This is a genomic window from Aminobacter aminovorans (genome assembly GCF_900445235.1).
Taxonomy (GTDB): domain Bacteria; phylum Pseudomonadota; class Alphaproteobacteria; order Rhizobiales; family Rhizobiaceae; genus Aminobacter; species Aminobacter aminovorans.
In genome coordinates this window covers 580,136-604,515 of the sequence record NZ_UFSM01000001.1, presented here as the reverse complement: position 1 = coordinate 604,515, position 24,380 = coordinate 580,136, and the positions used below count along the sequence as shown (strand labels likewise).

Sequence of the window (24,380 nt, the reverse complement as noted above, 5' to 3'; positions counted from 1 at the left end):
CCGGGGCGTTTCGTCGAACCCGCTTGGCTGACCGCCAGTTCGACGAACTCCCCGACTCCGTCCCGGCTTCGCCGTGCCACCTCTCCCCCGTTTCGTGAGGGAGAGTAACCGCCGATCAAGCGATGTGAGGCAGAGACTGAGCTTGCGGCCGCTTTCCTCTCCCCCCGTCGAACGGGGGAAAGGTGGTTTGCGAAGCAAACCGGAGCGGGGGTCGACAGGGCTTCAGTAGCCTCTACCAAACCACCTTGTGGCTCTCACCCGTCTGCACGTTCACAAAACCTTCGGGTGCCGCATCTGTCGGCGCCACCAGTACCCAGCGCCAGGGCGCACAGGTCAAAGTGGCGAATTGCAGCCGCTCGGGGAAGCCTGGGAACCAGCGCGGCGAGAAGGTCGGCTCGTAGAGCCAGTCGATCTTGTTGGCTTCGGCGTAGAGCTTTTCCATCTCGGCATCGAGCGCTTCGGCGGGGCGGTTGGTCATCAGGCCGCCGACCTCATAATGCACGTCGGCGACGACCTTGCCGCCAGAAACCAGCGCCCATCCGCCCTGGTTCTGCGAGATGCGGTTGACCACTTCGGCCATGGCCGCGTCCGAAGAGCCGACGACCCAGATGTTATGCTGGTCGTGTGCCACTGTGCAGCCGACCGCCGTGTCGGGCGTCTTCGGGCCGCAGCCGAGCCAGAACATCTTGGCGACGCGGCCCTTGCCCGAATAGCGGTCGACAACGGCGAATTTGGTGATGTTGCGGTCAGTGTCGCGCTGCACCGCGCCATCGGCCACGGCAAGTTCCGTGGTGATGAAGTTATCGTCCCAATGGAATGGGCGCAGCAGGGCCGCCCGCATCGTTTCGCGGCCTGGCTCGGCTGCTATGGCGAAGTCATCGGCAGTGAGCTCGCGGCCGACATTGACCGTCTTCGTCGCCCAGTCTGGCCAGTCGATATCAGGCAGGTGGCCGGAGAAGGTCTTGCCCTCGGAGACCTGCTGGCCGTCGGCCCAGACTTCCGAAATCGAAACGGTCGCCGTCTTGTCGAGCAGCACCATGTCGGCGAAGCGGCCGGGCGCAATCGAGCCGACGAAGGGCGTCAGCCGCATGTGCCGCGCCGGGTTGATCGACACGCACTGATAGGCGATTTCGGGCGCCAGCCCGCTTTCGATGGCGAGACGGACATTGTGGTCGGTCGCGCCCATCTTCAGCGTGTCGGACGCGCTGCGGTCGTCGGTGGCGAACGCCACCTGGCTCCAGTCGCGCAAGCCGCGTTCGAGCAGGCCCTTGATGATGTCGGGCATCGAATGCGGACGGATCTCGATGAAGATGCCGCGCCTGAGCTTGTCCCATGCCTCCTCCGGCGTCCACGCCTCGTGGTCGGACGACAGGCCGGCGGCGGCAAAGGCATTGATCGACGGCAGGTCGCGCAGGCCGGCGCCATGGCCTTCGACCACACCGCGCTTTTCGAAGGTCGCCTGGATCATGCCCCACAGACGGCCATGCGACGGGTTCTCGGGATTCCACACTGCCGGCCAGTCCATGACCTCGTCGAGACCCGCGACCATCGTGCTTTCGCCGAGGAACCCGATCTGCTCGGCATAGCCGAAATGCCCACCGCCACCCTCATAGGCGGTCGGCGGCACGGCCGAACCGGGCAATGGAAAGATCTTCATCGGCGAGCCGGCGCGGCGCGCCGTCAGCCAGAATTCGAGGTTATCAGGGCCGTTGACGTTGGAGAACTCGTGGCTCGCCTCGCAGGTCCAGGTGTTGCCGCGCGGCATGACCAGTGCCGCCTCGTGCTCCGGCGTCAGATGCGAGCTTTCGATGTGTTTGTGCACTTCGCCGAAGCCGGGCACCGCAGCCAGATGTGTGCGGTCGATGGTCTCGCGCGCCGTGCCCGTGAAGCTGCCGGCAGGGCCGACATGGGCGATGCGCCTGCCGCGGATCGCCACTTCGCAATCGTCCATCCAGGTGCCGGTATGCACGTCGAGCACGCGGCCGAGCCGGACGAGGCGATCGGCTTCGCGCTTGCCGAGGGCAACAAGCACGAGGTCCTGCCTGATCAGGATTTCGTCGGCGGGATCGATGAGGAGGTCGGCGGGCAAAGGAGCTGTCTTGATCATGGCCTCGCCTCTACTGCATCACCGGCGAAATCGGAACCCGTTTCCACTGTGCCAGCATAGAGCGGTCGAGCGGTGCTGGGACAAGCATTTCGACTTGATTCCCCCGATGCGATGATGTGAAGCCAGACCGACTTGATTTGAGACTGGAATGAAAGGTCGCGCCATGCAGCTGAAACCCACCCGCAAGGTGATCATCGACACCGATCCCGGCATCGACGATGCGGTGGCGATCCTGCTGGCGCTGAAGTCGGCCGAGTTCGACGTCATCGGCATCACGACGGTCGCCGGCAACATCGGCATTGCAACGACGACGCGCAATGCCGGCCGCATCCTCGCGCTTGAGGGCCGGGTCGACGTGCCTGTCATCGCCGGTGCCGCCGGGCCGCTTTCGCGCAAGGGGTTCGACACCGCAGACATTCACGGCAATGACGGCCTCGGCGGTGTGGCCTTCCCCGATGCGCTTTCACAGCCCGTGGCCGGCGACGCAGTCACCTGGCTGCGCGACACGCTCCATGCCGCGGAAACCGACACCGTCGACATCCTGGCGCTCGGCCCGCTGACCAACATCGCTCGCCTCGTCACCGAGTACTCGGAGGCCGCCGGCCGCATCGGCCGCGTCATCGCCATGGGTGGCGCGGTGCACGAGCCGGGCAACATCGGCCCGCGCGCCGAGTTCAATATCGCCGCAGATCCGGAAGCCGCCGAGATCGTCTTCGCCGCCGGGCTCGACATGACGCTGATCCCGCTCGACGTTACCCGCAAGGTTCGCGCCACGCGCGACGACACGGCCATGCTGCAGGCATCTGATGTGCCGGCGGCTGTCGCTTCCGGCGCGCTGATCGATGCTTATTTCCAGTCGACCACTGGCGGCGAAAGCCGGCCGCTGCACGACCCCTGCGTCATGTTGCTGGCGCTCGATGAGGCGCTGTTTGGCTGCGAGACGCTGAAGCTTGTCGTCGATACCGGCGCGACGCGTGATGCCGGGGCGCTGACGGTTTCGGACGACGGAGCCGCGGTTTCGGTGGCGCTGAAAGTCGAGAGCACCGCGGTGTTGAAGCTGCTCTATGACAGGCTGAAGGCGGAGTAACCCTCGTCATGCCTCCCCCACTTCGTGAGGGAGAGGAAACGCCGATCTCGTAGGGCGCTACCTTTCAGAACTTGGGTTCCTCGCCCCCAATTTCGGGCGGTAGAGGAAAGGGTGGTGACCCTGCAGCGGCCTTCCTCTCCCCCCCGTCGAACGGGGAAGAGGTGGTTTGCGAAGCAAACCGGAGTGGGGGCCGACAGCGTTTGAGTGGTGTTCATGGGATGACGGCCTTGCGCGCTTGCCCCCGAGCGACCGGAAACTATGCCGCCAGTTCCTGCTCGACCAGCGTCGTCCAGAACTTCACGCCGCTCGCCAGCGCGTCGTCGTTGAAGTCGTAGCGGCTGTTGTGGTGCAGGGCGCCGTCGACGGCGGGGCCGTTGCCGAGCCAGACATAGGCGCCCGGCACCTCCTGGCAGAACATGGCGAAGTCATCGCCGGCTGTCGAGGGCGGGAACTCGGTCATCACCTTGTCGATGCCGAGTGCTGCCTGTGCCGCCGCCAGCGCACGCCGGGTAGCGTCCTTGTCGTTCACGACAGGTGGCATCTGCCTGAAATAGCGGTACTCCGCCGCGATGCCGTAGAGCCGTGCGGAGCCCTCGGCGAGCGCGCCGATTTCTTCTTCCAGCTGGTCGCGCACGCCGCCGGAATAGGCCCGCGACGTGCCGCCGATCTTGACCAGATCGGGGATGACGTTGAGCGCTTCGAAGCTGCCGGCTTCCATGGCACAGGCGCTGACCACCGCCGGCTGCAGCGGGTCGACCCGGCGCGCGACGATGGTGTGGAGTGCCGTCAGGAACTGGCCGGCTGCCGTCATTGCGTCGCGGCCGAGATGCGGCTTCGCGCCATGGGTGCCGATGCCCTTGAAGGTGACGGTCCAGCGGTCGGAGGAGGCAAGCTGCGGCCCTGAAACCACGGCCATGCTGTCGGCCGCGATGCCGGGCATGTTGTGCAGGCCGTAGACCGCATCGACCGGAAACTGCTTGAAGAAGCCGTCCTCGATCATCGCCCTGGCGCCGCCACGACCTTCCTCGGCGGGCTGGAAGATGAAATGCACCGTGCCGGAAAAACTCTTGCGACGGGCGAGTTCGCGGGCGGCACCCAGCAGCATCACGGTATGGCCGTCATGGCCGCAGGCGTGCATCTTGCCTGACACGGTCGACTTGTAGGCCCGGTCTTCGGCCATCTCGGGCATGGCGAGCGCGTCCATGTCGGCGCGCAACGCGATGCGCCGCGAGCCATCACCGAGCTTCAGCGTGCCGACGACGCCGGTCTTGCCAAGCCCTGTCTGCACCGAGATGCCGGCCTCGACCAGTATCTTCTGCACGATGCCTGATGTGCGTAGTTCCTCGAAGCCCAGCTCGGGATGGGCGTGGATGTCGCGGCGCAGCGCCGTCAGCATCTCGATTTCGCCCTTGTCGTGCCCGGCCGTCGATGTCATCACGCAAACTCCGTTCGGCCCGGTTCTGCAATCTCAGGCGCCCAGGGCCATCGACGCCGCCTGTCCCCTTCTGCAACAGAAAGGCCCGTTGTGCCACTCGCTCCGCATCAATTCTGGCAGACAGTTTATCCCGCGGGCACGTTCGACACCGCAACGGACGACGGCTTCCGCGACCTCTATCCGGCATCGCTGCCCGACGGACGCCAGATCGCGCTACCCGTCCGCGTCCTGCCGGGCGATGGCAGCCAGGCAGTGGCCTCGATGATCGTCAACCAGGCGAGCTTCGCGGTCGAGGATGCGCTATCGGATGCCATGGCGACCCATGCCCGGGCCTACGCGCCCGAGGTCGTCATCGGCGTGCCGACGCTCGGCCTGCCATTGGCCAATGGAGTTGCCCGGCGTCTCGGGCATGACAGGATGGTGGCGCTCGGGACCTCCAGGAAGTTCTGGTACAGCGAGGACCTGTCCGAGCCGATGAGCTCGATCACCAGTCCGGAGCACGCCAAGCGGCTTTATCTCGACCCCCGCATGCTGCCGCTGCTCGAAGAACGACGGGTGCTGGTCGTCGACGATGTCATCAGTTCCGGGACGTCGATGCTGGCGGTGTTGAAGCTGTTGGCCAAAGCTGGCATCCGGCCGGTCGCGGCCATTTTCGGCATGCTGCAGGGCGATGTCTGGCGCCAGGCGATCACCGAACTCGATGCCGGCTACATCGCCCATATCCACGGCGCCATTACCTCGCCGCGTCTCAGCCGCAGCGCCGGTGGTGGCTGGTTTCCGAAGCAGGACTAGGCTTCACTCACACGGTTGTTCCAGGCGCATGTTTGGGACGTTCCGGTCCGGCACATCGCGCCAAGATGCCGCCTCTGGAGGAACGCCCTTTGTCATCAGTTGGATGCCTTGGCCTCCGAGACCAGCACCGGGTCGCTGCGGTAGCGATCCGGGAACAGGCGTTTGAGGTTCTCGATCTTCGGCAGGTCGTTGTAGACGATGTAAGGATAGGTCGGGTTCAGGGTCAGGAAATCCTGGTGATAGTCCTCGGCCCTGTAGAAGGCACGACCCGGTTCGATCGTCGTCGCGATGGCGGCGTCAAAGACCTTGGCCTTGTCGAGCTGGGCAACATAGGCCTTGGCGACCTTCGCCTGTTCGGCATCGGCCGGGAAGATCGTCGACCGGTATTGCGTGCCGGTGTCTGGTCCCTGGCGATTGAGCTCGGTCGGATCGTGCGCGACCGAGAAGTAGACCTGCAGAATTTGGCCGTAGCTGATCTTGTGCGGGTCGAAGGTGATCCTGACCGACTCCGCATGACCGGTCGAGCCGCTGCCCACGACGTTGTATTGGGCCGTCTGCTTGTCGCCGCCGGCGTAGCCTGACACGGCGTTCGTGACGCCCTCGACGTGCTGGAACACTCCCTGAACGCCCCAGAAGCAGCCGCCTGCCAGCACCGCCACCGTCGAGTTGCCTTGCGCCGGTGCGTCGAGCACTGGCGCCGGAATCTTGATGCCCTCCTGCGCGGCACTCGGTGTCGTCAGAGCCCAGGCGCCAAGCGCCGCAACCGCCGCTGACAGCCAGAATGCCGGCTTGGCCGCGATCTTTCTTGCTGTCGAAGATTCCCTAGTCATCCAACTGCTCCAGTTCGTTCCTGGCTGCGTTCTTGAGGGACGCCAGGGCTCGCTCGACCTGGCCGAACGAAGCCCGCCAACACAGGATACGGAGATGGATGTGGCTTTGTTACGCGGAATCGGCGTGGGTCACGCGCAAGTGACTGCTCGCCGGTCCATGCTGGACCCAATATCCAAGCACCGGCGTCCAGCCTCGATGTTTCGCGCCCTGTGCCTTCCGGCCCTCAAGCCAAAATGCCCACGCCGTCTCCAGGCGGTTGATCTCATCGCGAACTTGCGTTATCACGATGATGGTTTGATCAAATGAGCGTGCAAAATAGAGGCGCCGATGACAAGAAAAGCGATCTACTCCGGCTCTCCATTCGAGGAGCTCGCGGGCTATTCAAGGGCGCTTGTCGACGGCGAGTGGATCTTCGTTTCAGGCACGGCCGGCCATGATCCAGCCATTGGCGGCTTTGCGCCCGAGGCCGAAGCCCAGGCGCGGCGCGCGCTCGACATCATCGCAGCGGCATTGGCGGAAGCAGGGTCCGGCTTGCGCGACATCGTTTCGGTGCGCGTCTACCTCGCCAGCCGCGACGACGTCATGGCCGTCTCGCGCGTGCTCGGCGCGACCTTCGCCGATCCGCGGCCGACCAACACGACCATCATCTGCGGTTTCCCCGTCGAAGAGATCAAGGTCGAGATCGAAGTCATCGCGCGCCGCCAGGCCGGCGCTGCGGCAAACATCAGCCAGGTGGAACAATGAAGCGGGTCGCGCGGCGTATCTCCCAGACGCCACAGAAGTCATTCGGCATGTACCAGAAGGCGGCGGCACTTGCCGGCAGCGGGCGTGACCTCATCCATCTCGAGCTTGGCCGCCCGGCTGCCGATACGCCCGAGCACATCAAGCAGGCGACGATCACGGCCATCCTGGCCGGCGACGTCCACTACAGCGACCTCAAGGGGACAGCGAGCTTCCGCGCGGCACTGGCCGAAAAGCTGCGCAACCAGAACCGCATGGATGTGACCCTGGCCGACATCCTGGTCACCAACGGCCTGACGCACGCCTCGTTCGCGGCGTTCCTGGCGTTGCTCGATCCGGGCGACGAAGCGATCCTGCTCGACCCGTTCTACCCCCAGCATATCGGCAAGATCGAGCTGGCCGGTGCCAAGCCGGTGTTCGTGACGCTGGATGCCGCTGACGACTTCGCCCTCAAGCCCGAGCTGATCGAGGCCGCCATCACCGAGCGCACCCGGATGATCGTGCTGGTCAATCCGGTCAACCCGACCGGCCGCGTCTATTCGCGCACCGAGCTCGAAGGCCTCGCCGAACTGGCGATCCGGCGCGACCTGCTCGTCATTTCCGACGAGGTCTACGAAGACATGGTCTATGACGGTCGCGAGCATGTCAGCATCGCGGCACTGCCCGGCATGGCCGAGCGCACCATCACCGCTTTTGCATTCACCAAATCCTTTGCCATGGATGGGTGGCGTCTCGGCTACATGGTCGCACCGGCCTGGGCGATGCCCGGGCTGCTCAAGATCACCGCCAACGACGCCACCCACGTCAATACATTTATCCAGGCCGGTGGTCGTGCTGCGATCACCGGCCCTTGCGAAGTGCTTGCCGAACTTGTCGATCACGACCGCCAGAAGCGCGATCTTGTCGTCCGCCGCCTGAACCAGATGCCGGGCGTGAAATGCCCGTCGCCGCAAGGCGCGATCTACGCATTCCCTGATATCTCGGCCTTCGGCATTCCGTCGCAGGCGCTTGCCGAAAGGATTCTCGACGAGGCAGATGTGGTCGTCGAGGCGGGCAGCTTCTACGGTCAATCCGGCGAAGGCCATCTTCGCGTCTGCTTCGGCTCCGAAAGCCTGGAGCGGCTGGACGAAGGCATGGACCGGCTGTCCAGGTTCTTCAACAATCTCTGGGACGGACGCGACGGCGCGCCGGCCAGCGAAGCAAAGCGGGGCAGTGCATGACACAGACCGGCGATGTCATCCTGCAGACCCGAGGCCTTTCGAGGAGCTTTGGTGCGCTCAAGGCCGTGGACGGTGTCGACATAGCGGTCAAGGCAGGCCAGATCACCGGCCTGATCGGCCCCAACGGCGCCGGCAAAAGTACGCTGTTCGGCCTCATTGCCGGTGAGGTTCAGCCGAGCGCCGGCGAGGTGATCTTCGACGGTAGGCCCATTTCGGGGCTCCGCCCCGACAAGATCTTCCGCGCTGGCCTGGCGCGGACCTTCCAGATCCCGCGGCCATTTCCCGAGATGTCAGTGCTCGAAAACGTCATGCTGTCGGCCACCGGCCAGTCGGGTGAGACCTTCTGGAACAACTGGTTCCGCGGCAGGCTGGTCGCGAGCGAGGAACGCCGGGCCCGCGAACGGGCGATGGAGGTGCTCGCCTTTACCGGTCTCGCCGACAAGGCGCGCGACCTTGCCGGCGTGCTTTCGGGCGGGCAGCAGAAGCTGCTCGAACTTGCCCGCGTCATGATGGTCGACCCGCCGCTGATCCTGCTCGACGAACCGACGGCGGGCGTCAATCCGACGCTCATCGAAACGCTGATCGACAAGATCGTGGCGCTCAACGAGCGCGGCGTCGCCTTCCTCATCGTCGAGCACAACATGGACATGGTGATGCGTATCTGCCGCCACATCGTGGTGATGGCGCAGGGCCGGGTGATATTCGAGGGCGATCCGGCCGGCGTGATGAAGGAGCAGCGCGTCATTGATGCCTATCTTGGTGACGTAACGGTGGGGGAACTGGCATGAGCGCGCCCGTCTGCGAGGCGCGCAACCTGCGCGCCAGCTACATCCCCGGCATGCCGATCGTCTTCGACATCTCGGTCACAATCGACGCCGGCGAACTGGTTACCCTGATCGGCCCGAACGGCGCCGGCAAGTCAACCTTCCTCAAGGCGCTGGCCGGCCTGGTGCTGGTCGAGGGCGGCGAGGTCAAGCTCGGCGGCCAGCGCATCTCGGGGCTGCCGACGCACGAGATCATCGCCGCTGGCGTGGGTTTCGTGCCGCAGACCAGCAACGTCTTTTCCTCGCTGTCGATCGAGGACAACCTGATCAGCGGCGGCCACACTTTGCCGCGTTCGCTGTTGCGCGAGCGCGTGCAACGGGCCTTCGAGCATTTTCCCGCTCTGGCCGACCGTCGCCGCGCCGCGGCTAACGTGCTCTCCGGCGGCCAGCGCCAGATGCTCGCGGTGGCGCGCGCTCTGATGACCGATCCGCGCGTCATCATGCTCGACGAGCCGACGGCGGGGCTGGCGCCCAAGATCGTCCACGAGGTGCTCGACGACCTGCGCCGCCTCGCCAAGAGTGGCGTTGCGGTGCTGATGGTGGAGCAGAACGCCAAGGCAGCCCTTCGGGTTTCCGACCGTGCCTATGTCCTGGTCGAGGGCCGCAACCACATGACGGGAACGGCCGCCGATCTGCTCGACAACGACGCCATTGCCGAAGCATTCCTGGGCTTCCGGAGGAAATCATGATTGGACAAGCCATCGCCGACGGTCTCTTGACCGGCGGCATCCTCGCGCTCGGGGCAATAGGCTATTCGCTGTGCGCGCATATGCTGAAATTCGCCAATTTCGCCCATGCCGAAATGCTGACCTGGGGCGCCTACCTGGCTTTTGCCGTGGTGGCTTTCCTGCCCGCCGGCCAGCCCATCGGCCCGTTTTCCTTTGGCTGGCCGCTGCTCGTGGCCATCCTGGTGTCCTGCGTCGGCACCGGGCTGATCGCCATCGCCGCCGACGCGCTCGTTTTTTCCAAGCTCCGCAAGCGTCGCGCCGGCAGCCTGACACTGGTCTTCGCCAGCTTCGGCATCGCGCTGATCCTGCGCAATCTGGTGCTCTTCGTCTGGGGCGCGGACGCGCACTACTATGGCCAAGAGCTGCAGATCTCGCTCGAAATCCTGCCAAATGTCCGGCTGATGCCCGACCAGGTGCTTGTCCTCGTGCTGACGGTGGCGTTGGTGGTGGCGTTGCACCTGTTCCTCAAGTTCAGCCGCATCGGCGTCGCCATGCGCTCGATGGCGGAGAACCCGGCTTTGTCGCAGGTCTGCGGCATCGACATCGCCAAGGTGGTGCGCTGGACCTGGATGCTCAGTGGCGCCCTCGCCGCCATTGCCGGCGTCTTTGCAGGATTGACCGTGCAGATCCGCCCGGAGATGGGCTTCAACATGCTTCTTGCATTGTTCACAGCGGCGATCCTCGGTGGCACCGGCAGCCTGTTTGGCGCGGTCGCCGGCGGCCTGATCGTCGGTCTTGCCGAAAGCCTGTCGGCGCTGGTCATACCTACCGGCTACAAGGCGGCGGTGCCCTTCGGCCTGCTGCTCATCATCCTCTACCTCAGGCCGCAAGGTCTGTTCTCCAGGTCGGCACGCGTGTGAGGCTCAGATGATCGGATTTGTTTCGTATCTCGTATTCTTCCTCACCGTCGCGCTGATCCTCGGCATCGCGACCCTTGGGCTCAACCTGCAATGGGGCGGCACCGGCCTGTTCAACGCCGGTATCGTCGGCTTTTACGCCATCGGTGCCTACACCTTCGCGATCCTGACGGCGCCGGCGCGGCCTGAGCTGCTCGGCAATTTCGAACTGCCCTGGATCGTCGGCCTGGTCGGCGCGATGGCTGCCGCGGCACTCGCGGCCCTCATCACCGGGATGGCGACGGTCCGGCTGCGTGGCGACTATCTCGCGGTCGCCACCTTCGGCATCGCCGTCACCATCCAGCTCGTCGCCACCAACTTCGAAGCCTTGACCGGCGGCACGATGGGCATTGCCTCGATCCCCAATCCGTTCCGTGGCCTGTTTGCGACGCCGCTCGCCAACAATCTCGGCTACCTGGCAGTCGTGGTGGTGATCCTGGCCGTCGCCTATGTCGCCCTCGAGCGCATCGCGCGTTCGCCGTGGGGACGCGTGCTCAAGGCGATCCGCGAAGACGAGGTCGCCGCCGAGACGCTGGGCAAGAACACCCGCAGCTTCCGCCTGCAGGCATTCGTCATCGGCTCGACGCTGATGGGGCTTGCCGGTGCGCTTTATGCCAGCTTCATCGGCTTCGTCAGCCCGTTCGACTTCCTGCCGATCCTGACCTTCCAGATATGGACCATGTTGATCATCGGCGGCAGCGGCAACAATCGCGGCGCCATCCTCGGCGCGATCGTTGTCTGGGGCATCTGGAGTGCCATCGGCGCGGCGTCGTCGAAGATGTTGCCCGAACAGTTCCAGATCTATGGCGGTGCTGCTCAGGCGATGATCATCGGCCTGGCGCTGGTGCTCGTGCTGTTGCTGCGTCCGCGTGGCCTGATCGGCGAGCAGCCGGTCACCTCGCGGCATGCCGCCTGAGCGTCAGGCCTGAACGGGGCCGGCGCTGGCGCGCTGGCCGGGTCAGTTCGTCTCGACAGCTTCCTTGCACAGCCGGCGCAGCAGCGCTTGCGTCGTCTCGATGTCGCCCTTGATCGCCTTGGCGGCGGCACGGGCGTCGCCCGCATCCATAGCCTCGATCAGGTCGCGATGATGCGAGCTCGGCTGGTACTTGCCGGAGACCAGAACCGGTTCGATCTGGCCGGGTCAGTTCGTCTCGACAGCTTCCTTGCACAGCCGGCGCAGCAGCGCTTGCGTCGTCTCGATGTCGCCCTTGATCGCCTTGGCGGCGGCACGGGCGTCGCCCGCATCCATAGCCTCGATCAGGTCGCGATGATGCGAGCTCGGCTGGTACTTGCCGGAGACCAGAACCGGTTCGATATGGCCCGACAGCATGCGCATATAGGGGCCGAAGCGCAGCCACAGGCTCTGGATGAACTGGGTGATGACGGGCGAGCCGCAGCAGTCGTAGACGGCGAAATGCAGCTCCTGGTTCCGGGCCAGCATCTCTTCGAGATTCCGGTCATTGGCGGCGGCCTCATGCTCCTCGACGAGATGCCGGAAGGTCTTGCGGTCGGCCGGCGTCGAGCGTTCGGTGGCGAGCTTGGCCGCAAGCGTTTCCAGCGCTATGCGCGTCAGGCACAGATCGTCCAGTGCCGCCAGGCTTACGGTGGGAACCTGCGCCGAGCCGGTGGTCAGCACCACCAGCGCGTTCTCCGCGATCAGGCGACGCAGCGCCTCGCGCACCGGCATGTGGCTGGTCTTGAACGTGTCGGATAGCATCGCGATGGTCAGTGTCTGGCCGGGATCGAAATGACCCGACATCAGCGCCTTTCGCAGCTGCCGATAGATACCGTCCTGAATCGTCGAGCGCGACGAAACAGGCTCCAGGAAATCGACGCTCATCCAGCTTCCTCTTTTGATCAAACGATGAATGTGCACATAGCATAGAAATCGCGCCGCGCGGTATCAAGCCGGCACGACGCGCATGAGCTGTTTGCCTGCGAAGGCTCTACCAGTCGACCCGTTGGCCGAGGCCCCTGTCGGTCGCGTTACTCACGGCGCGGATGGCCGCCGCAGCATCCTCCACGGCAATGCCGAGCGACTTGAACACGGTGAGTTCCTCAGGCGACGAGCGCCCGGGCCGCAGTCCGGCGAGCACCTCGCCGAGCTCGGCACGGGCATGGTCGGGACCGATCACGCCGCGTTCGAGCGGCTGCAGCAGCTCGCCGCACTCGATGGCGGCCTGGCTGCGCGAATCGACGAAGAAGGCCGAGGCTGCGACGATGTCGTCGCCAAGCTCGCGCGCATTGCGATTGCTCGAGCCGACGGCATTGATGTGGCAGCCTGGCTTCAGCCAGCCAAGCTCGACGATCGGCTCCTTCGAGCCGGTCAGCGTGCAGACGACGTCGGCGTCGGCGACCGCCGCCTGCGCACTGTCGGCCACCTCGGCACCGCTTTTGCGGGCAAGTTCCACAAGCTTGTCGGACGAGCGGCCCCAGAGCACGAAGACAGCGTCTGGGATGACATGCCGCATCGCTTCGATATGCGTCTCTGCCTGCGTTCCGGTGCCGAGGATGGCGACGGTCCTGGCGCCGGGCCGGGCCAGCGCCGCCGTTGCCACGGCCGAAGTGGCTGCGGTGCGGCGGGCGGTGATTTCGGTGGCGTCGAGCACGGCGCGCAACTGGCCGGTCTCGCCGTCATTGAGCAGTACCGCGCCCTGGTGGTTGTCGAGGCCGCGCGCCGCATTGTCATGCGCGACCAGCACATCTTTCAGGCACCAGAGCTTCTCGCCGCCGGCCAGCGAGAATGTCGGCATCAGCCCCATCAGCACCTCGCCGGGGCCGGCATTGAGCTGCTGGCGCGGGAACAGCCGGTAGCCGCCGGTGGCGAAATCAGCGAGTGCTGCGCGCATCGCGTCGATGCAGTCGGCCATGGGCAAGGCGGCCGCAACGGCTTGCCGGTTGAGGATCAGCATTGAAAATGGCTCCTTTGCGAGGCCAGACAGATATGCCGTCGTATCAGGCGATTACAATCCCTGGCGCCGGTCCTGCCACCTGGCCTGGGCGATGGCGACCGACGGGGCAGCGGCGGCGAAACTGCGAAACGGCAGGGCGCGCGGCGAAGCCTGCGGGATTGGCAACGCGTCGAGCGGCGTGCCCGATGCACCGTCGGCCAGCACCTCGCCGAGCATCGCCGTCAGGGCGATGCCACGGCCGTTGCAGCCGATGCCGCCGATGAAGCGCGGACCGAATTCATAGACATGCGGCAGGAAGTCGGTGGTCATGGCGGCGGTGCCGCGCCAGATGCTTTCCACGACAGGCAGTCGCGGCAAGCCGAGTTCGGCCTGCAGGCGGCCGGCGATCATTGTTGCCATGCGCGGTTCGGCGCCGAGCGGAAGCATCGACATGCCGCCGCTGATCAGCCGGTTGTCGCGGTCGAGCCTGAAGGTGAAGAGGTTGGCACGCGTGTCGGCGACGGGGTTCCGCTCCGGCGAAATGCGCCGCACCGTGACCTCGTCGAGCGGGGCGGTGGCAATCTGGTAGACGCGCAGCGGCACGACGATGCGGCCGAGGCGGCGGGCAGCGCCCTGTTCCGAGGCATTGGTGCATAGCAGGACCGTATCGGCGTCGATCGTGCTTTGTCTGCTGGTCAGCCGCCAGCCATTGCCTGATCGTTCAACGGCATGGACAGCTGCGCCCTCGTGGATAACGGCACCGGCATTCATAGCTGCGTCCGCCAGCCCGTAGGCGTAGTTGAGCGGATGCAGCGTGCCGCCACTGCCGTCGATGAGGGCACCGGCATTATGCTTGAGGCTGGCGCGGCGGCGCGCCTCTGTAGCGTCGAGCATGCGCACCGGACGGCCCAGCGCCTGCCAGGCTTCCGCCCGGCGTTCGAGAATGCCGAGCATCTTTTCCGAGTGCGCGACGTGCATCCAGCCGACCTGCTCGGCATCGCAAGCGATGCCGTGTTCGCGGATGGTCGCGTAGACGCGATCGCCGCCGCCACCGATCATCTGCAGCAGCCTGTGGCCGCGTTCCTCGCCAAGCTTGCCAACCACCGCCGCAGGGTCTGCCTTGGCGAAATTCGGCACCACGAAACCTGCATTGAGCCCGCTCGCGCCGCTGCCGATCATCTCTGCCTCGAGCACGGCAACACGCGCGCCGCGTCGGGCGAGGTGGAGTGCAGCGGTCAGGCCGGTGAAGCCGGCGCCGATGATCGCGACGTCGACCTTGCTTGTAGCGCGCAAGGGCTGGGTGACAGGGGCCGGATTGGCGGTTTGCCACCACACCGTACGCATGTGTTGGTGCGGTGCGCTCTGTGCGGTGGTCATGATGTCGCGAATTCCGGCAGGCAAAAGGCGGTGACAGGTGGCAGCGGGCCGACAAAGGCGGCGATCTCGACAAGGCACGTCTGGGCGCTGCAGCCTTGCGACAGGCCGGACGCCGGCACGTCGAGCGTCAGCACGTTCGGGTTGCCATGCTTTTCAAGCCCGGTCTCAGGGTCTGGATCGAACCAGGCACCGGTGTTGAGTCGCGCCACGCCGGGCATGATGTCGCCGGTGATCGTCACCGCAGCCAGGCAGCGGCCGCGGTCGTTGTAGAGCTCGACGATCTGGCCCTCTTCCAGCCCCCGTTGCGCGGCATCGCCAGGGTTCATGTAGACCAGCTCGCGGCCATTCGACTTGCCGCCGGCACTGTAGGGGCTGGCGTCGAGCTGGCTGTGCAGCCGGCGCGCCGGCTGGTCGGTCAGAAGGTGCAGCGGATATTTGGTGGCGAGCCCGCCGCCCAGCCACTCCGCCGGTGCCATCCAGGTCGCATGGCCGGGGCAGTCGTCCAGGCCGAAGCCGGCGATACGCTGCGAGAAGATCTCGATCTTGCCCGACGGTGTACCGAGCGGTTTGCGCTCCGGATCGGCGACGAAATCGGCAAGCATGGTCACGGGACGGTCGAGCGGGGTCAGGTCGATCAGCCCGTCGCGCCAAAAGGTTTCGAAATCGGGCAGGTCGAGCCCCCGCGTGCGATTGAGCGGCCGGCATTCCTCGTAGAGCCGCGACAGCCAGCCGGCGGCGTCGAGCCCTTCCGAGAAGGTTTCGCCGCAGCCGAGTCGCTCGGCCAATTCGGCGAAGATGGCGTAGTCGTCGCGCGCCTCTCCCGCCGGCGGCACTGCTTGCTTCATGGCAACGATGAAGGCCTCCAGCGTGGCGGAACCGATATCGTCGCGTTCGAGCGAGATTGTCGCCGGCAAGACAATGTCGGCGCGCTTGGCCGTCGGCGTCCAGTACTGCTCGTTGACGATGACGGTGTCGGGCTTCTGCCAGGCCGTGAGCAGGCGGTTGAGATCCTGGTGATGGTGGAACGGGTTGCCGCCGGCCCAGTAGATCAGGTGGATGTCGGGGTAATTCTGCGTCTTGCCGTTGTAGGTGAAGGGCGCGCCGGGATTGAGCAGCATGTCGGCGATGCGCGCGACAGGAATGAAGTCGGGAATGCCCGGCTTGAGCTGCGACAGCGTCGGCCCCTTGATGCGGGTGTGGGCGCTGCCGACAAGATTTGCCGCGCCATAACCGACACCGAAACCGCCGCCGGGAGTACCGATCTGGCCGAGCATCGCCGCCAGCGTCACCACCATCCAGTAGGGTTGTTCGCCATGGCTGGCGCGCTGCATGGACCACGAAACATTGAGCATCGTGCGTGCCGATGCCATGTGGCGGGCAAGATCGAAGATGGTTCCGGCCGGCACGCCGCTGATCGCTTCGGCCCATTCGGGTGTCTTCGGCACACTGTCGGTGGCTCCGGTGAGATAGGGGACGAAGGTTTTGAAGCCGGTACAGCAGCGTTCGAGGAATGCCTTGTCGTGCAGGTTCTCGCTGAACAGCACCCAGGCCAGCGCCAGCATCAGGGCGGTGTCGGTGTTGGGCCGGCAGGCGATCCATTCCGCCGCATCGGCGACCGTGCCGAAATTGTCGCGCACCGGGCCGATGTTGACGAAGCGCGTGCCGGCCGCGCGCATGCCGGCCAGGCCCGCCGGCACGCCGTGCAGCGCGACGCCGCCGGCATTGATCTGTGAATTCTTGACCGGCACGCCGCCGAAGCTGACGAACAGCTCGCAATGGGCCGCCAGCGTGTCCCAGGAGGAATGGCCGGCCATCAGTTCGTCCATGCTCGCAACGATATGCGGCAGCACGACGTTGGCCGCACCCAGGCTGTAGGAATCGACATGCCGGACATAGCCGCCGGCGGCATTCAGGAAGCGGTGTACCTGGCTTTGCGCGTGGTGAAAGCGGCCGGCACTCGACCAGCCATAGGAACCACCGAAAATCGATGCATTGCCGTAGGTGGTGCGCACGCGGTCGATCTCTGCGGCAGTGAGGTCGAGCGCATGGTCCCATTCGACTTCGACGAAGGGATCGATGCCGCGACGCTCCGGTGAAGCCCCCGGGCCATGCTCGAGCCAGCTCTTGCGTATGGCCGGTCGCCGGACCCGGAGCCTGTCGAGCGCCGGGTCGAGTTGATAGAGGCCGATCGGGCTCGGGTCCCGATCGCGCCTGAATGGCTTCAGGGCGGGCAAACCGTTTCCACGGGGTTCGACCTCATAGGTGCCCCAGTGGGATAGCGTGTAGCTGGTCATGCCCGTCCGGTGCCTGTCTTAACCGTCGATTTCCGCGAACAGCTTCTTCATGTCCTCGTTGCCGATGGTCTTGTCGATGACCAGTTCCTCGCCTTCGATGTGCCACGATAGTGCCGGGCCGCTGATGTCACCATTGACGTCAAACTCGATCGGGCCGAGCGCACCGACATATTTGATCGGCTTGCCTGCCTTGATCAGCTCCAGCGCCTTCTTGAACTCGGCAGGGCCGGTGCCGATCGCCTCACCGTCGGGTGCCTGCGTCTTGCGGATGGCGTCGCGGATCGAAGCGCCCTTCAGGTCGGGCGCGATGTTCATGGCGAGGCCGAGGATGGTCACGGCGTCATATTCGTTGGAGATGCCGGGGCCGTCGGCGCTGGCGTTGTGGGCGGCCTTGAAGGCTGCCTTGAACTGCTCGAGCGAGGGGCTTTCCGCCGAGGCGTTGTCGGTGCCGAATGCCTTGTTCAGATACTTGGCGCCGACGGCCTTGACGAAGTCAGGGCTGCGCAGGGCGTTGTTGAGGATCAGCTCCTGCGAGCCGCCGAGCGAAATCCACTCGCGGGCAATGGTGGCGCCGTCCTGCGGGAAGGCGACGAGGAACATCGCGTCCGGCTTCTCGGCCAGTGCCGCCGACACTTCGGCGCGATAGGAGGCCTGGTTTTCGTTGAAGGCCACGGCCTTGACCACCTGGCCGCCGAACTTCTCGGTTGCCTTGGTGAAGTCCTTGACCAGGCTCGCGCCGTAGTCGGTGTTCACATAGATCATGGCGATGCGCTTGAGGCCGCGGTCGGCGGCGATCTTGGCCGGCGGATAGGCGAGATTCTTGACGCCCGGGAAAGTGCGGAAGAAGAAGCCGCCGGTCTTGCCTTCCTGGGCAAGCGTGGTCAGCGTCGGCGCCGAGGCGCAGCAGGCGATCTGCGGGATCTGCGAGGGTGCAGCCACTGAAGTCAGGATCGGGATGGTGACGCCGCTGCCGATGCTGGCCGACAGTGCCTTCACGCCCTCGACATCGACGAGATACTTGGCGGCGTCGACGCCGACGTTGGGCTGGCCCTGGTCGTCGCGCAGCACGAACTCGACCTGGCAGCCCTTGACGCCGCCGCCCTCGTTGATGTTGGCGATGGCGAGCTGGGCGCTGTTGGCGATGTTCTTGCCGACGGCACCCATCGAGCCGGTCAGCGACAGCACGCCGCCGATCTTGACCGGGCATGCGGCGTCTTCGGCCATTGCCGAGGTGGTGGAAAATGCGGTGGCCGCAAGCAGGCTGGCCAGCATCAGACCCTTGGTTTTGTTCATCAGTCCGTTCCCCTTGTTTGGATGATGGCAGCCGCGTGCTCGTCTCAGGCCTTGGTGCCCGTTGGTCAAGCCGTCGCGGAAACGTTCCTCACTTCCATCATTTGATCATAAGCGCACAAAATTTTACGGTTGTAAAGCGAGGCCGAAAGACATTGACTTGAGGCGACAACTGCGGGGAAAATGTCGAAATACGTGATTGTAATCAGATGTTTGATTTGTTTAGCAGCGTCTTTCGTAGCCGCGTGTCGCAGCACAAAAACGAAGCGTCCGTATTTCAGATTTTTGTAGAATTTGTGCCGTATCGGAAGATTTTCACCTGCTCTGAAGCCGAACGCAGGCACGATGCGGCGGCCTGCCGGGGCCAAGGTCAGGCCCGCGGGCATCTCGACAGCTGCCCCGTGGTCAGTCAAATCCGGCAGGAACCATGCATGCGGGGATATTCGAGCTTGAAGGATGCCGGCTGTGTTGGCATCTGACCAAAAATAATATTTGCAAATGCATATGACTTGATTAGGCTGAAGCAAACCTGGCCTTCCGGACCGGGCAAAGAGGAGGAGAGCCAAGATGACAGCCAACCAGACGCTGGCCGATTTCGCGTCGGCAATCGCCACGGGCGCGGTCCAGATCGTCGACCTGACCGCGCCGCTGGGGCCAGATACGCCGGTCCTGTACCTGCCGCCGGATTTCGCCAGGAACACGCCGAAGTTCAAGATGCACGAGATCTCGCGCTATGATGCCAACGGTCCGTGGTGGGCCTGGGGCTGGATGGAGCTCGGCGAGCACACCGGCACCCATTTCGATGCCCCGGTGCACTGGATCTCCGGCAAGGACGTCGCCCAGGGCACCACCGACACCGTGTCGCCGCAGTCCTTCGTAGCACCTTGCGTCGTTATCGACTGTTCGAAGGAGGTCGCCGCCAATTCGGACTTCCTGCTGACTGCCGATGGCGTGAAGGCCTGGGAGGCCGTGCATGGCCAGATACCGCGTGGCGCCTGGGTGCTGATGCGCTCGGATTGGTATCCGCGCAACACCTCGACCGAGGCCTTCCTGAACGCCGACGAGAATGGCCCGCATACGCCCGGGCCGAGCGTCGATTGCGTTCGTCTTCTGGTCGAGCGCGGCGTGCTCGGCTTCGGCAACGAATGCGTCGGCACGGATGCCGGCAGCGCGGTTGCGATGGATCCGCCGTTCCCCGCGCACAGCCTGCTGCTCGAAGTCGGCAGCTATGGCCTCGCCAGCCTGTGCAACCTCGACAAGCTGCCGGCCACGGGTGCCGTGCTGGTCGTGGCGCCGCTCAAGATCGTCGGCGGCACCGGCAGCCCGGTGCGCGCCTTCGCGCTCGCGCCACGCGCCTGATCAAGCCTCATTGGGGACTGCGGCGGCTCCCACCGCCGCTGTCGCCGCAAGCTGGATGGTACCAGCCGTCTTGCGGCGTAGGGCCGGGTTGCCTTGTGGCGCCCGGCCTTTTCATTTGATGCCAGGTGAGAGGCTCTGGACGGTTGCCGGATAATCGGCTTCATGGCAATCCGAACAGCGTCGAACTCCATCGAGCCGAACGGGTAGCAATGGTCACGAAATACTTCACCGGGTCGTTCAGGGAGGCTGGCGACGGCAACCGTCTGCCCAGCCTCGGCGAAATCGGGCTCAACCGCTTCGCTCCGCACCTCATCAACCGCCTGTCGGCGAGCTACAATGCCAACCTGCAGGAACGGCTGCGCCCGCTCGACCTGACCACGCCGAAGATGCGGGCGATCGCGCTCTTGACCATCTCGCCGGGACTGACGGTCAACGAGCTGTCCTTCCTCGCGGTTGTCGAACAGTCGACGATGAGCCGAACGCTCGATTCGCTGGAGGAGCAGGGCTTTGTCCGGCGCCAGTCGCGCGCTGACGATATGCGCGTGCGCGAAGTGCACATCACCGACGCTGGCCGCGACGTCTTCCAGCAATTCTGGCCGGTGCTGTTCGGCATCTTCTCGCAGCTGTTCGAGGGCATCGAGCCCGACGAATACGATGCTTTCATCGTCACGCTGCACAAGGTCCTGCGCAACATCGACCGGATCGGCGGCGGCGGTGACGCAGCAGACAAGGCCGGCGAGGCAAAAGCCGACGTCGAGGCCTAGGTGCTGCAAACCGGTCAGGCGAAACTTCGGACTGTCGCCAATGCGCCGTCGAGCGACTTTCCAGCCTCGTCCTGCAGCGCTGCCTGAACGAGGCGCTTGAGCCAGATTCCGCCATCCTCGCGTCCTTGCAGCAGAGGCACCGCCGAGAGCACCTTGTCGAACTTGCCCTGGCCGCGGCTGTGCGTGTCGGAATAGCCCTTCACCAGCCGACGGCTGCCGACCACCGCTGACGCCAGCTCGTAATTGGCGGGAAGCAGGGATGACGCCGTTTCCAGCCAGCTTGCGACATGCGCCATTTCGCGCCTGTGGCGCAGCATGGTGCGGCGGATCGGCTTCAAGCTGGAGAGCGCATAGAGTGCCAAGAACCAGCCGACGGTACCGGTGCGCACGCGCCGGCCCTTGCTGAACAGGCGCTCCAGCAACTTGAGCAGCGCCGGGCGGTTCTCGATGAACTGGCCGAGGGACGCCGGCATCGTGCCGATAACCTCCTCGGCGCGCGGGTGCATGTATTCGGTGGTGTAGACGAGTTGTTCGCCGGTGGCGCCGATCTCCTTGCGGACGCGTTCGAAACGCGTCGCGCGCGTCTTGAGGTCGGCGACCCGCACGACATCGTCATAGGCCATGGCGATGGCGAGATATTTGGCGATCTCCTGGCTGAAGCCGAAGTTCCGGGTTTCACCGCCGGCGTTTCGGTCAAGCGTGAGCAGGCGCGACGCGGTGTCGAGATACTCCTCGGCATAACGCGGGTCCTGGAAGTCGACGAGCTTCTTCGCGCCGGCATAAAGCATCGGCGCCAGCACTGGCGGGAACTCGGAATGGATGCGGTCGAGCAGCCGGTCGAGCTTTGGATGACCGACCGACAGAGGTGCGTCCGGCAGCAGCTTTTCAGGCTTCCTGGCGACGTTATCAGGCGTGCCGTCGCGGGCCCGGTCGAAGGCGGCGCCAAAGGCACGAAGGCTGGCCTCGACGCCCTTGCCGCCGGCGCGCACCGCAGCCTCGAAGGCCTGGCGGGTGAACGGCAGGACATTGGCGCCGGCCAAGGCGCCGAACATCGCCGACGAGATGACGCTGCCATTCTTTTCGGCCAGCGTCTGCATGTCGAAGATAATAGTCTTCCTGGCCGCGACGCCAAAGGCGTCGACGACTGCCAGGGGATCGCCGGTACCGTCGCCCGGCACTTCCTTTTCGCCGACCGCATAGGCGCGGTGGGTCGAGGCGATCAACGTCGTCTTGTCCGGCGTGACCAGTCCACGCAACATCGAGCGGCCGGCTTCCATGAATTCGGCTGCCAACACGACATCGACGTCGCCGGGCGTCGGCATCAGTGACAGCACCGGCATCTGACTGCCTTTGGGCTTCAGCATCTCGACGTAGTAGATCGTGGCGCCGGTGCGCTGGGCGACGCCGGGCACAGAGGTCGACTGGGCGACCCAGCCCTCTGCCTCGGCGAGCGCCACCACCCAGTCGGCGAGCACCCCGCCGCCTTGCCCGCCCATGGCAAGGATCGCCAGTGAGATCGGCTTGTCGTCGGCGGATATGGTGGTCATTGGACTGCTCATGTCGTTCACCCGAAGACCACGCGCCTGGCTTCGCGGCGGCGCTGCAGGAAGCCGATGACGGCGTTGCGCAGCCTGGCTGCGAAACGGTCGCGCCGGGTGGGGTTGTAGATGATGTCGGCGCGATAGAAGGACGGGCACAGCACCGCCGCCTCCGAGACTTCGCCGCAATTGCCGCAGCCGACGCACGTATTGTCGATCGCCACCACCGGATCGTCGCGCAGCGGGTCGTCGGTATGCTTGAGAGACAGCGACGGGCAGCCTGACAGGCGGATGCAGGCATGATCGCCGGTGCAGGTGTCCTCGTCGACGCCGAAACGTTCGCGCACCATGCGCTGGCCGGATTTCACCGCCTGGGAGAACAAGGGTTTTTCGCGGCGCTGCCGGTTCAGCATGCACTCCGAGGAGGCGACTATGATCTTCGGCCCTTCCTCTTTCGAGGTCAGCGCCTCCTTCAGCGTGTCGCGCATCTTCGCCACGTCATAGGTGCGGTCGATCTGGCGCACCCATTTGGCGCCGATGCCCTTGACGGCGTTGACGATGGAGTTGTTGGTCGAGCGCTCCGGATTATCGGCGCGCGACGACAATATGTCCTGCCCGCCGGTCGCCGACGAATAGTAGTTGTCGACGACCATGATGACGCCGTCATGCTTGTTGTAGACGGCGTTGCCGACCGAGGTGGTCAGCCCGTTGTGCCAGAAGCCGCCATCGCCCATCACCGAGATGGCGCGCTTGCCGGCGTCGACATTGAAGGCGGAGGCCGAGGCCGGGCCGAGGCCGTAGCCCATGGTGGAGCCGCCGATGTTAAAGGGCGGCAGGATGGAAAACAGGTGGCAGCCGATGTCGGCCGAGACATGGTGTTCGCCGAGTTCCTGCTCGACAAGCTTCATGGCGGCGAAGATCGGGCGTTCTGGGCAGCCGGTGCAGAAGCCGGCGGGCCGTGCCGGCACGACGGCATTGAGCGCCTTGACCTTGGGGTCGGCGAGCACCGCGTCGGCGCTCGGCAGCGGCGGGCGGTTGCCGAGCAGGGCCACGGCGTGTTCTTCAAGGAACGCCTGGATGCCGTTCATCAGGACGGCAGCGGTATAGTCGCCGCGTACGGGCAAGACGCCTTTGCCGGCAAGCCTGGTGTTGATGTCGCGCCGGCGCAGGATGCTGTTGACCGCCTGCTCGAGATAGTCTGGGTGCCCCTCCTCGACCATCAGCACCGCGCGTTTGCCTGCGCAGAATGCCGACACCTCGTCGTCGATCAGCGGATAGGTGACGTTGAGCACGTAAAGCGGGATGGCCGTGTTGCCGTAGGCGTCGGCAAGCCCCAGGAGCTGCAGCGCGCGCATCACCGAATTGTACATGCCGCCTTGCAGAATGATGCCGACATCACCCGCGTCGGGGCCGAACCATTCGTTCAGCTTGCGGCGCTTGATGAAATCGATCGCTGCCGGCCAGCGCTTCTCGATCTTCTCGCGGTCGTGCACGGTGATCGACACCGGCGGCAGCACGATGCGGTCGAGGTCACGCACCGGGTTTTCCAGTGCTTCCTTGATGGTGAAGGCCGGGCGCTTGTTGTCCTTGGCGACGAACTGGCCATGCACATGGCAGGCGCGGATGCGCACCTGCATCATCACAGGCGTGTTGGACGCCTCCGACAGCTCGAAGCCGTCCTCGACCGATTTGACGATCGACTCGAGATTGGGGCGTGGGTCGAGCAGCCACATCTGCGATTTCATCGCAAAGGCATGGCTGCGCTCCTGCGGGATCGACGAGCCCTCGCCATAGTCCTCGCCGAGGATGATCAGCGCCCCGCCTTTGACGCCGCTCGAGGCAAGGTTGGTCAGTGCGTCGCAGGCGACATTGGTGCCGGCCGTCGATTTCCAGGTCACGGCGCCGCGCAGCGGGTACATCACCGAGGCCGACAGCATGGCGGCCGCGGCTGCTTCGGAAGCGGAAGACTCGAAATGCACGCCGAGTTCGTCGAGCACCGGCTTGGCATCGGCGAGCACGTCCATCAGATGCGAGATCGGCGAACCCTGGTAGCCGCCGACATAAGAGACGCCGGACTGCAACAGCGCCTTGGTGATGGCCAGGATGCCCTCGCCGCGAAAAAGATCGCCTTCACCGAGCTTGAGGTCTTCGACCTCCCGCGCAAAAGACCGTTCCGCCATGTCGACCCTCCCAGGCGTGGCAAGAC

At 65.1% G+C, this 24,380-nt stretch carries 21 protein-coding genes; 10 read left to right on the top strand and 11 right to left on the bottom strand.

Features of this window, described 5'->3' with window-relative positions:
• Positions 1–232: 232 nt before the first annotated feature.
• A complete protein-coding gene (locus DY201_RS02905; protein WP_115729905.1) occupies positions 233–2,107 on the bottom strand; it encodes an adenine deaminase in 1,875 nt (624 codons plus the stop codon).
• 148 nt (positions 2,108–2,255) lie between these two features.
• Here DY201_RS02905 and DY201_RS02900 point away from each other — a divergent pair, with 148 nt between their 5' ends.
• Complete coding sequence (locus tag DY201_RS02900; RefSeq protein ID WP_115729904.1) at positions 2,256–3,194, top strand: nucleoside hydrolase; 939 nt, start codon at positions 2,256–2,258, stop codon at positions 3,192–3,194.
• Positions 3,195–3,450: 256 nt separating this feature from the next.
• Here DY201_RS02900 and DY201_RS02895 read toward each other — a convergent pair whose 3' ends face one another.
• Positions 3,451–4,629: a M20 aminoacylase family protein gene (locus DY201_RS02895; RefSeq protein WP_115729903.1), complete on the bottom strand. Its 1,179-nt coding sequence runs from the start codon at positions 4,627–4,629 to the stop codon at positions 3,451–3,453.
• A gap of 90 nt (positions 4,630–4,719) precedes the next feature.
• Here DY201_RS02895 and DY201_RS02890 point away from each other — a divergent pair, with 90 nt between their 5' ends.
• Positions 4,720–5,421: a phosphoribosyltransferase gene (locus DY201_RS02890; RefSeq protein ID WP_115729902.1), complete on the top strand. Its 702-nt coding sequence runs from the start codon at positions 4,720–4,722 to the stop codon at positions 5,419–5,421.
• Between the two features lie 95 nt (positions 5,422–5,516).
• Here the strand turns inward: DY201_RS02890 and msrA are convergent, their stop codons facing one another.
• Entirely contained in the window at positions 5,517–6,251 is a 735-nt protein-coding gene (msrA, locus tag DY201_RS02885) for a peptide-methionine (S)-S-oxide reductase MsrA (RefSeq protein ID WP_115729901.1), read from the bottom strand.
• A gap of 328 nt (positions 6,252–6,579) precedes the next feature.
• On the opposite strand from msrA, the gene DY201_RS02880 reads away from it, so the two are divergent.
• From DY201_RS02880 to DY201_RS02855, 6 genes are read left to right on the top strand one after another with little or no spacing between them, the layout of a single operon-like run.
• Entirely contained in the window at positions 6,580–6,996 is a 417-nt protein-coding gene (locus DY201_RS02880) for a Rid family hydrolase (RefSeq protein WP_115729900.1), read from the top strand.
• Positions 6,993–8,213 carry a pyridoxal phosphate-dependent aminotransferase gene (locus DY201_RS02875; RefSeq protein WP_115729899.1) on the top strand — a complete coding sequence of 407 codons (1,221 nt, stop codon included), beginning with the start codon at positions 6,993–6,995 and terminating at the stop codon, positions 8,211–8,213. Before DY201_RS02880 ends, DY201_RS02875 begins: the two co-directional genes overlap by 4 nt.
• A complete protein-coding gene (locus DY201_RS02870) occupies positions 8,210–9,001 on the top strand; it encodes an ABC transporter ATP-binding protein (protein ID WP_115729898.1) in 792 nt (263 codons plus the stop codon). The genes DY201_RS02875 and DY201_RS02870 overlap by 4 nt, the downstream gene beginning before the upstream one ends.
• The gene (locus tag DY201_RS02865) at positions 8,998–9,726 is read left to right on the top strand and encodes an ABC transporter ATP-binding protein (RefSeq protein ID WP_115729897.1); all 729 of its coding nucleotides are present in this window, start codon (positions 8,998–9,000) and stop codon (positions 9,724–9,726) included. The genes DY201_RS02870 and DY201_RS02865 overlap by 4 nt, the downstream gene beginning before the upstream one ends.
• Positions 9,723–10,625 carry a branched-chain amino acid ABC transporter permease gene (locus DY201_RS02860; RefSeq protein WP_115729896.1) on the top strand — a complete coding sequence of 301 codons (903 nt, stop codon included), beginning with the start codon at positions 9,723–9,725 and terminating at the stop codon, positions 10,623–10,625. Before DY201_RS02865 ends, DY201_RS02860 begins: the two co-directional genes overlap by 4 nt.
• Before the next feature lie 7 nt (positions 10,626–10,632).
• On the top strand, positions 10,633–11,577 hold the full coding sequence (locus DY201_RS02855) for a branched-chain amino acid ABC transporter permease (RefSeq protein ID WP_115729895.1): 945 nt from the start codon (positions 10,633–10,635) through the stop codon (positions 11,575–11,577).
• Between the two features lie 225 nt (positions 11,578–11,802).
• Here the strand turns inward: DY201_RS02855 and DY201_RS02845 are convergent, their stop codons facing one another.
• The 6 genes from DY201_RS02845 to DY201_RS02820 all read right to left on the bottom strand — a co-directional run bounded on the left by DY201_RS02845 (position 11,803) and on the right by DY201_RS02820 (position 19,127).
• Entirely contained in the window at positions 11,803–12,501 is a 699-nt protein-coding gene (locus DY201_RS02845) for a GntR family transcriptional regulator (RefSeq protein ID WP_115729894.1), read from the bottom strand.
• 106 nt (positions 12,502–12,607) lie between these two features.
• Positions 12,608–13,573 (bottom strand): ornithine cyclodeaminase family protein, encoded by a 966-nt coding sequence (locus DY201_RS02840; RefSeq protein WP_115729893.1) that lies wholly within the window; start codon positions 13,571–13,573, stop codon positions 12,608–12,610.
• Between the two features lie 51 nt (positions 13,574–13,624).
• Entirely contained in the window at positions 13,625–14,929 is a 1,305-nt protein-coding gene (locus tag DY201_RS02835) for an NAD(P)/FAD-dependent oxidoreductase (protein ID WP_115729892.1), read from the bottom strand.
• Complete coding sequence (locus DY201_RS02830; RefSeq protein ID WP_115729891.1) at positions 14,926–17,223, bottom strand: molybdopterin guanine dinucleotide-containing S/N-oxide reductase; 2,298 nt, start codon at positions 17,221–17,223, stop codon at positions 14,926–14,928. The genes DY201_RS02835 and DY201_RS02830 overlap by 4 nt, the downstream gene beginning before the upstream one ends.
• A gap of 18 nt (positions 17,224–17,241) precedes the next feature.
• On the bottom strand, positions 17,242–18,516 hold the full coding sequence (locus DY201_RS02825; protein ID WP_115729890.1) for an ABC transporter substrate-binding protein: 1,275 nt from the start codon (positions 18,514–18,516) through the stop codon (positions 17,242–17,244).
• 65 nt (positions 18,517–18,581) lie between these two features.
• Positions 18,582–19,127 (bottom strand): hypothetical protein, encoded by a 546-nt coding sequence (locus DY201_RS02820; protein WP_131922447.1) that lies wholly within the window; start codon positions 19,125–19,127, stop codon positions 18,582–18,584.
• Between DY201_RS02820 and DY201_RS02815 the strand changes: the two genes are divergently transcribed.
• The gene (locus DY201_RS02815) at positions 19,081–19,872 is read left to right on the top strand and encodes a cyclase family protein (protein ID WP_115729888.1); all 792 of its coding nucleotides are present in this window, start codon (positions 19,081–19,083) and stop codon (positions 19,870–19,872) included. The genes DY201_RS02820 and DY201_RS02815 overlap by 47 nt on opposite strands.
• A gap of 209 nt (positions 19,873–20,081) precedes the next feature.
• Positions 20,082–20,636, top strand: coding sequence for a MarR family winged helix-turn-helix transcriptional regulator (locus tag DY201_RS02810; protein ID WP_115729887.1), 555 nt, complete (start codon positions 20,082–20,084; stop codon positions 20,634–20,636).
• 14 nt (positions 20,637–20,650) lie between these two features.
• On the opposite strand, the gene DY201_RS02805 is transcribed toward DY201_RS02810, so the two are convergent.
• Positions 20,651–22,183: an indolepyruvate oxidoreductase subunit beta family protein gene (locus DY201_RS02805; RefSeq protein ID WP_245431873.1), complete on the bottom strand. Its 1,533-nt coding sequence runs from the start codon at positions 22,181–22,183 to the stop codon at positions 20,651–20,653.
• Positions 22,184–22,200: 17 nt separating this feature from the next.
• The gene (locus DY201_RS02800) at positions 22,201–24,354 is read right to left on the bottom strand and encodes a ferredoxin family protein (protein WP_115729886.1); all 2,154 of its coding nucleotides are present in this window, start codon (positions 24,352–24,354) and stop codon (positions 22,201–22,203) included.
• Positions 24,355–24,380 lie beyond the last annotated feature (26 nt).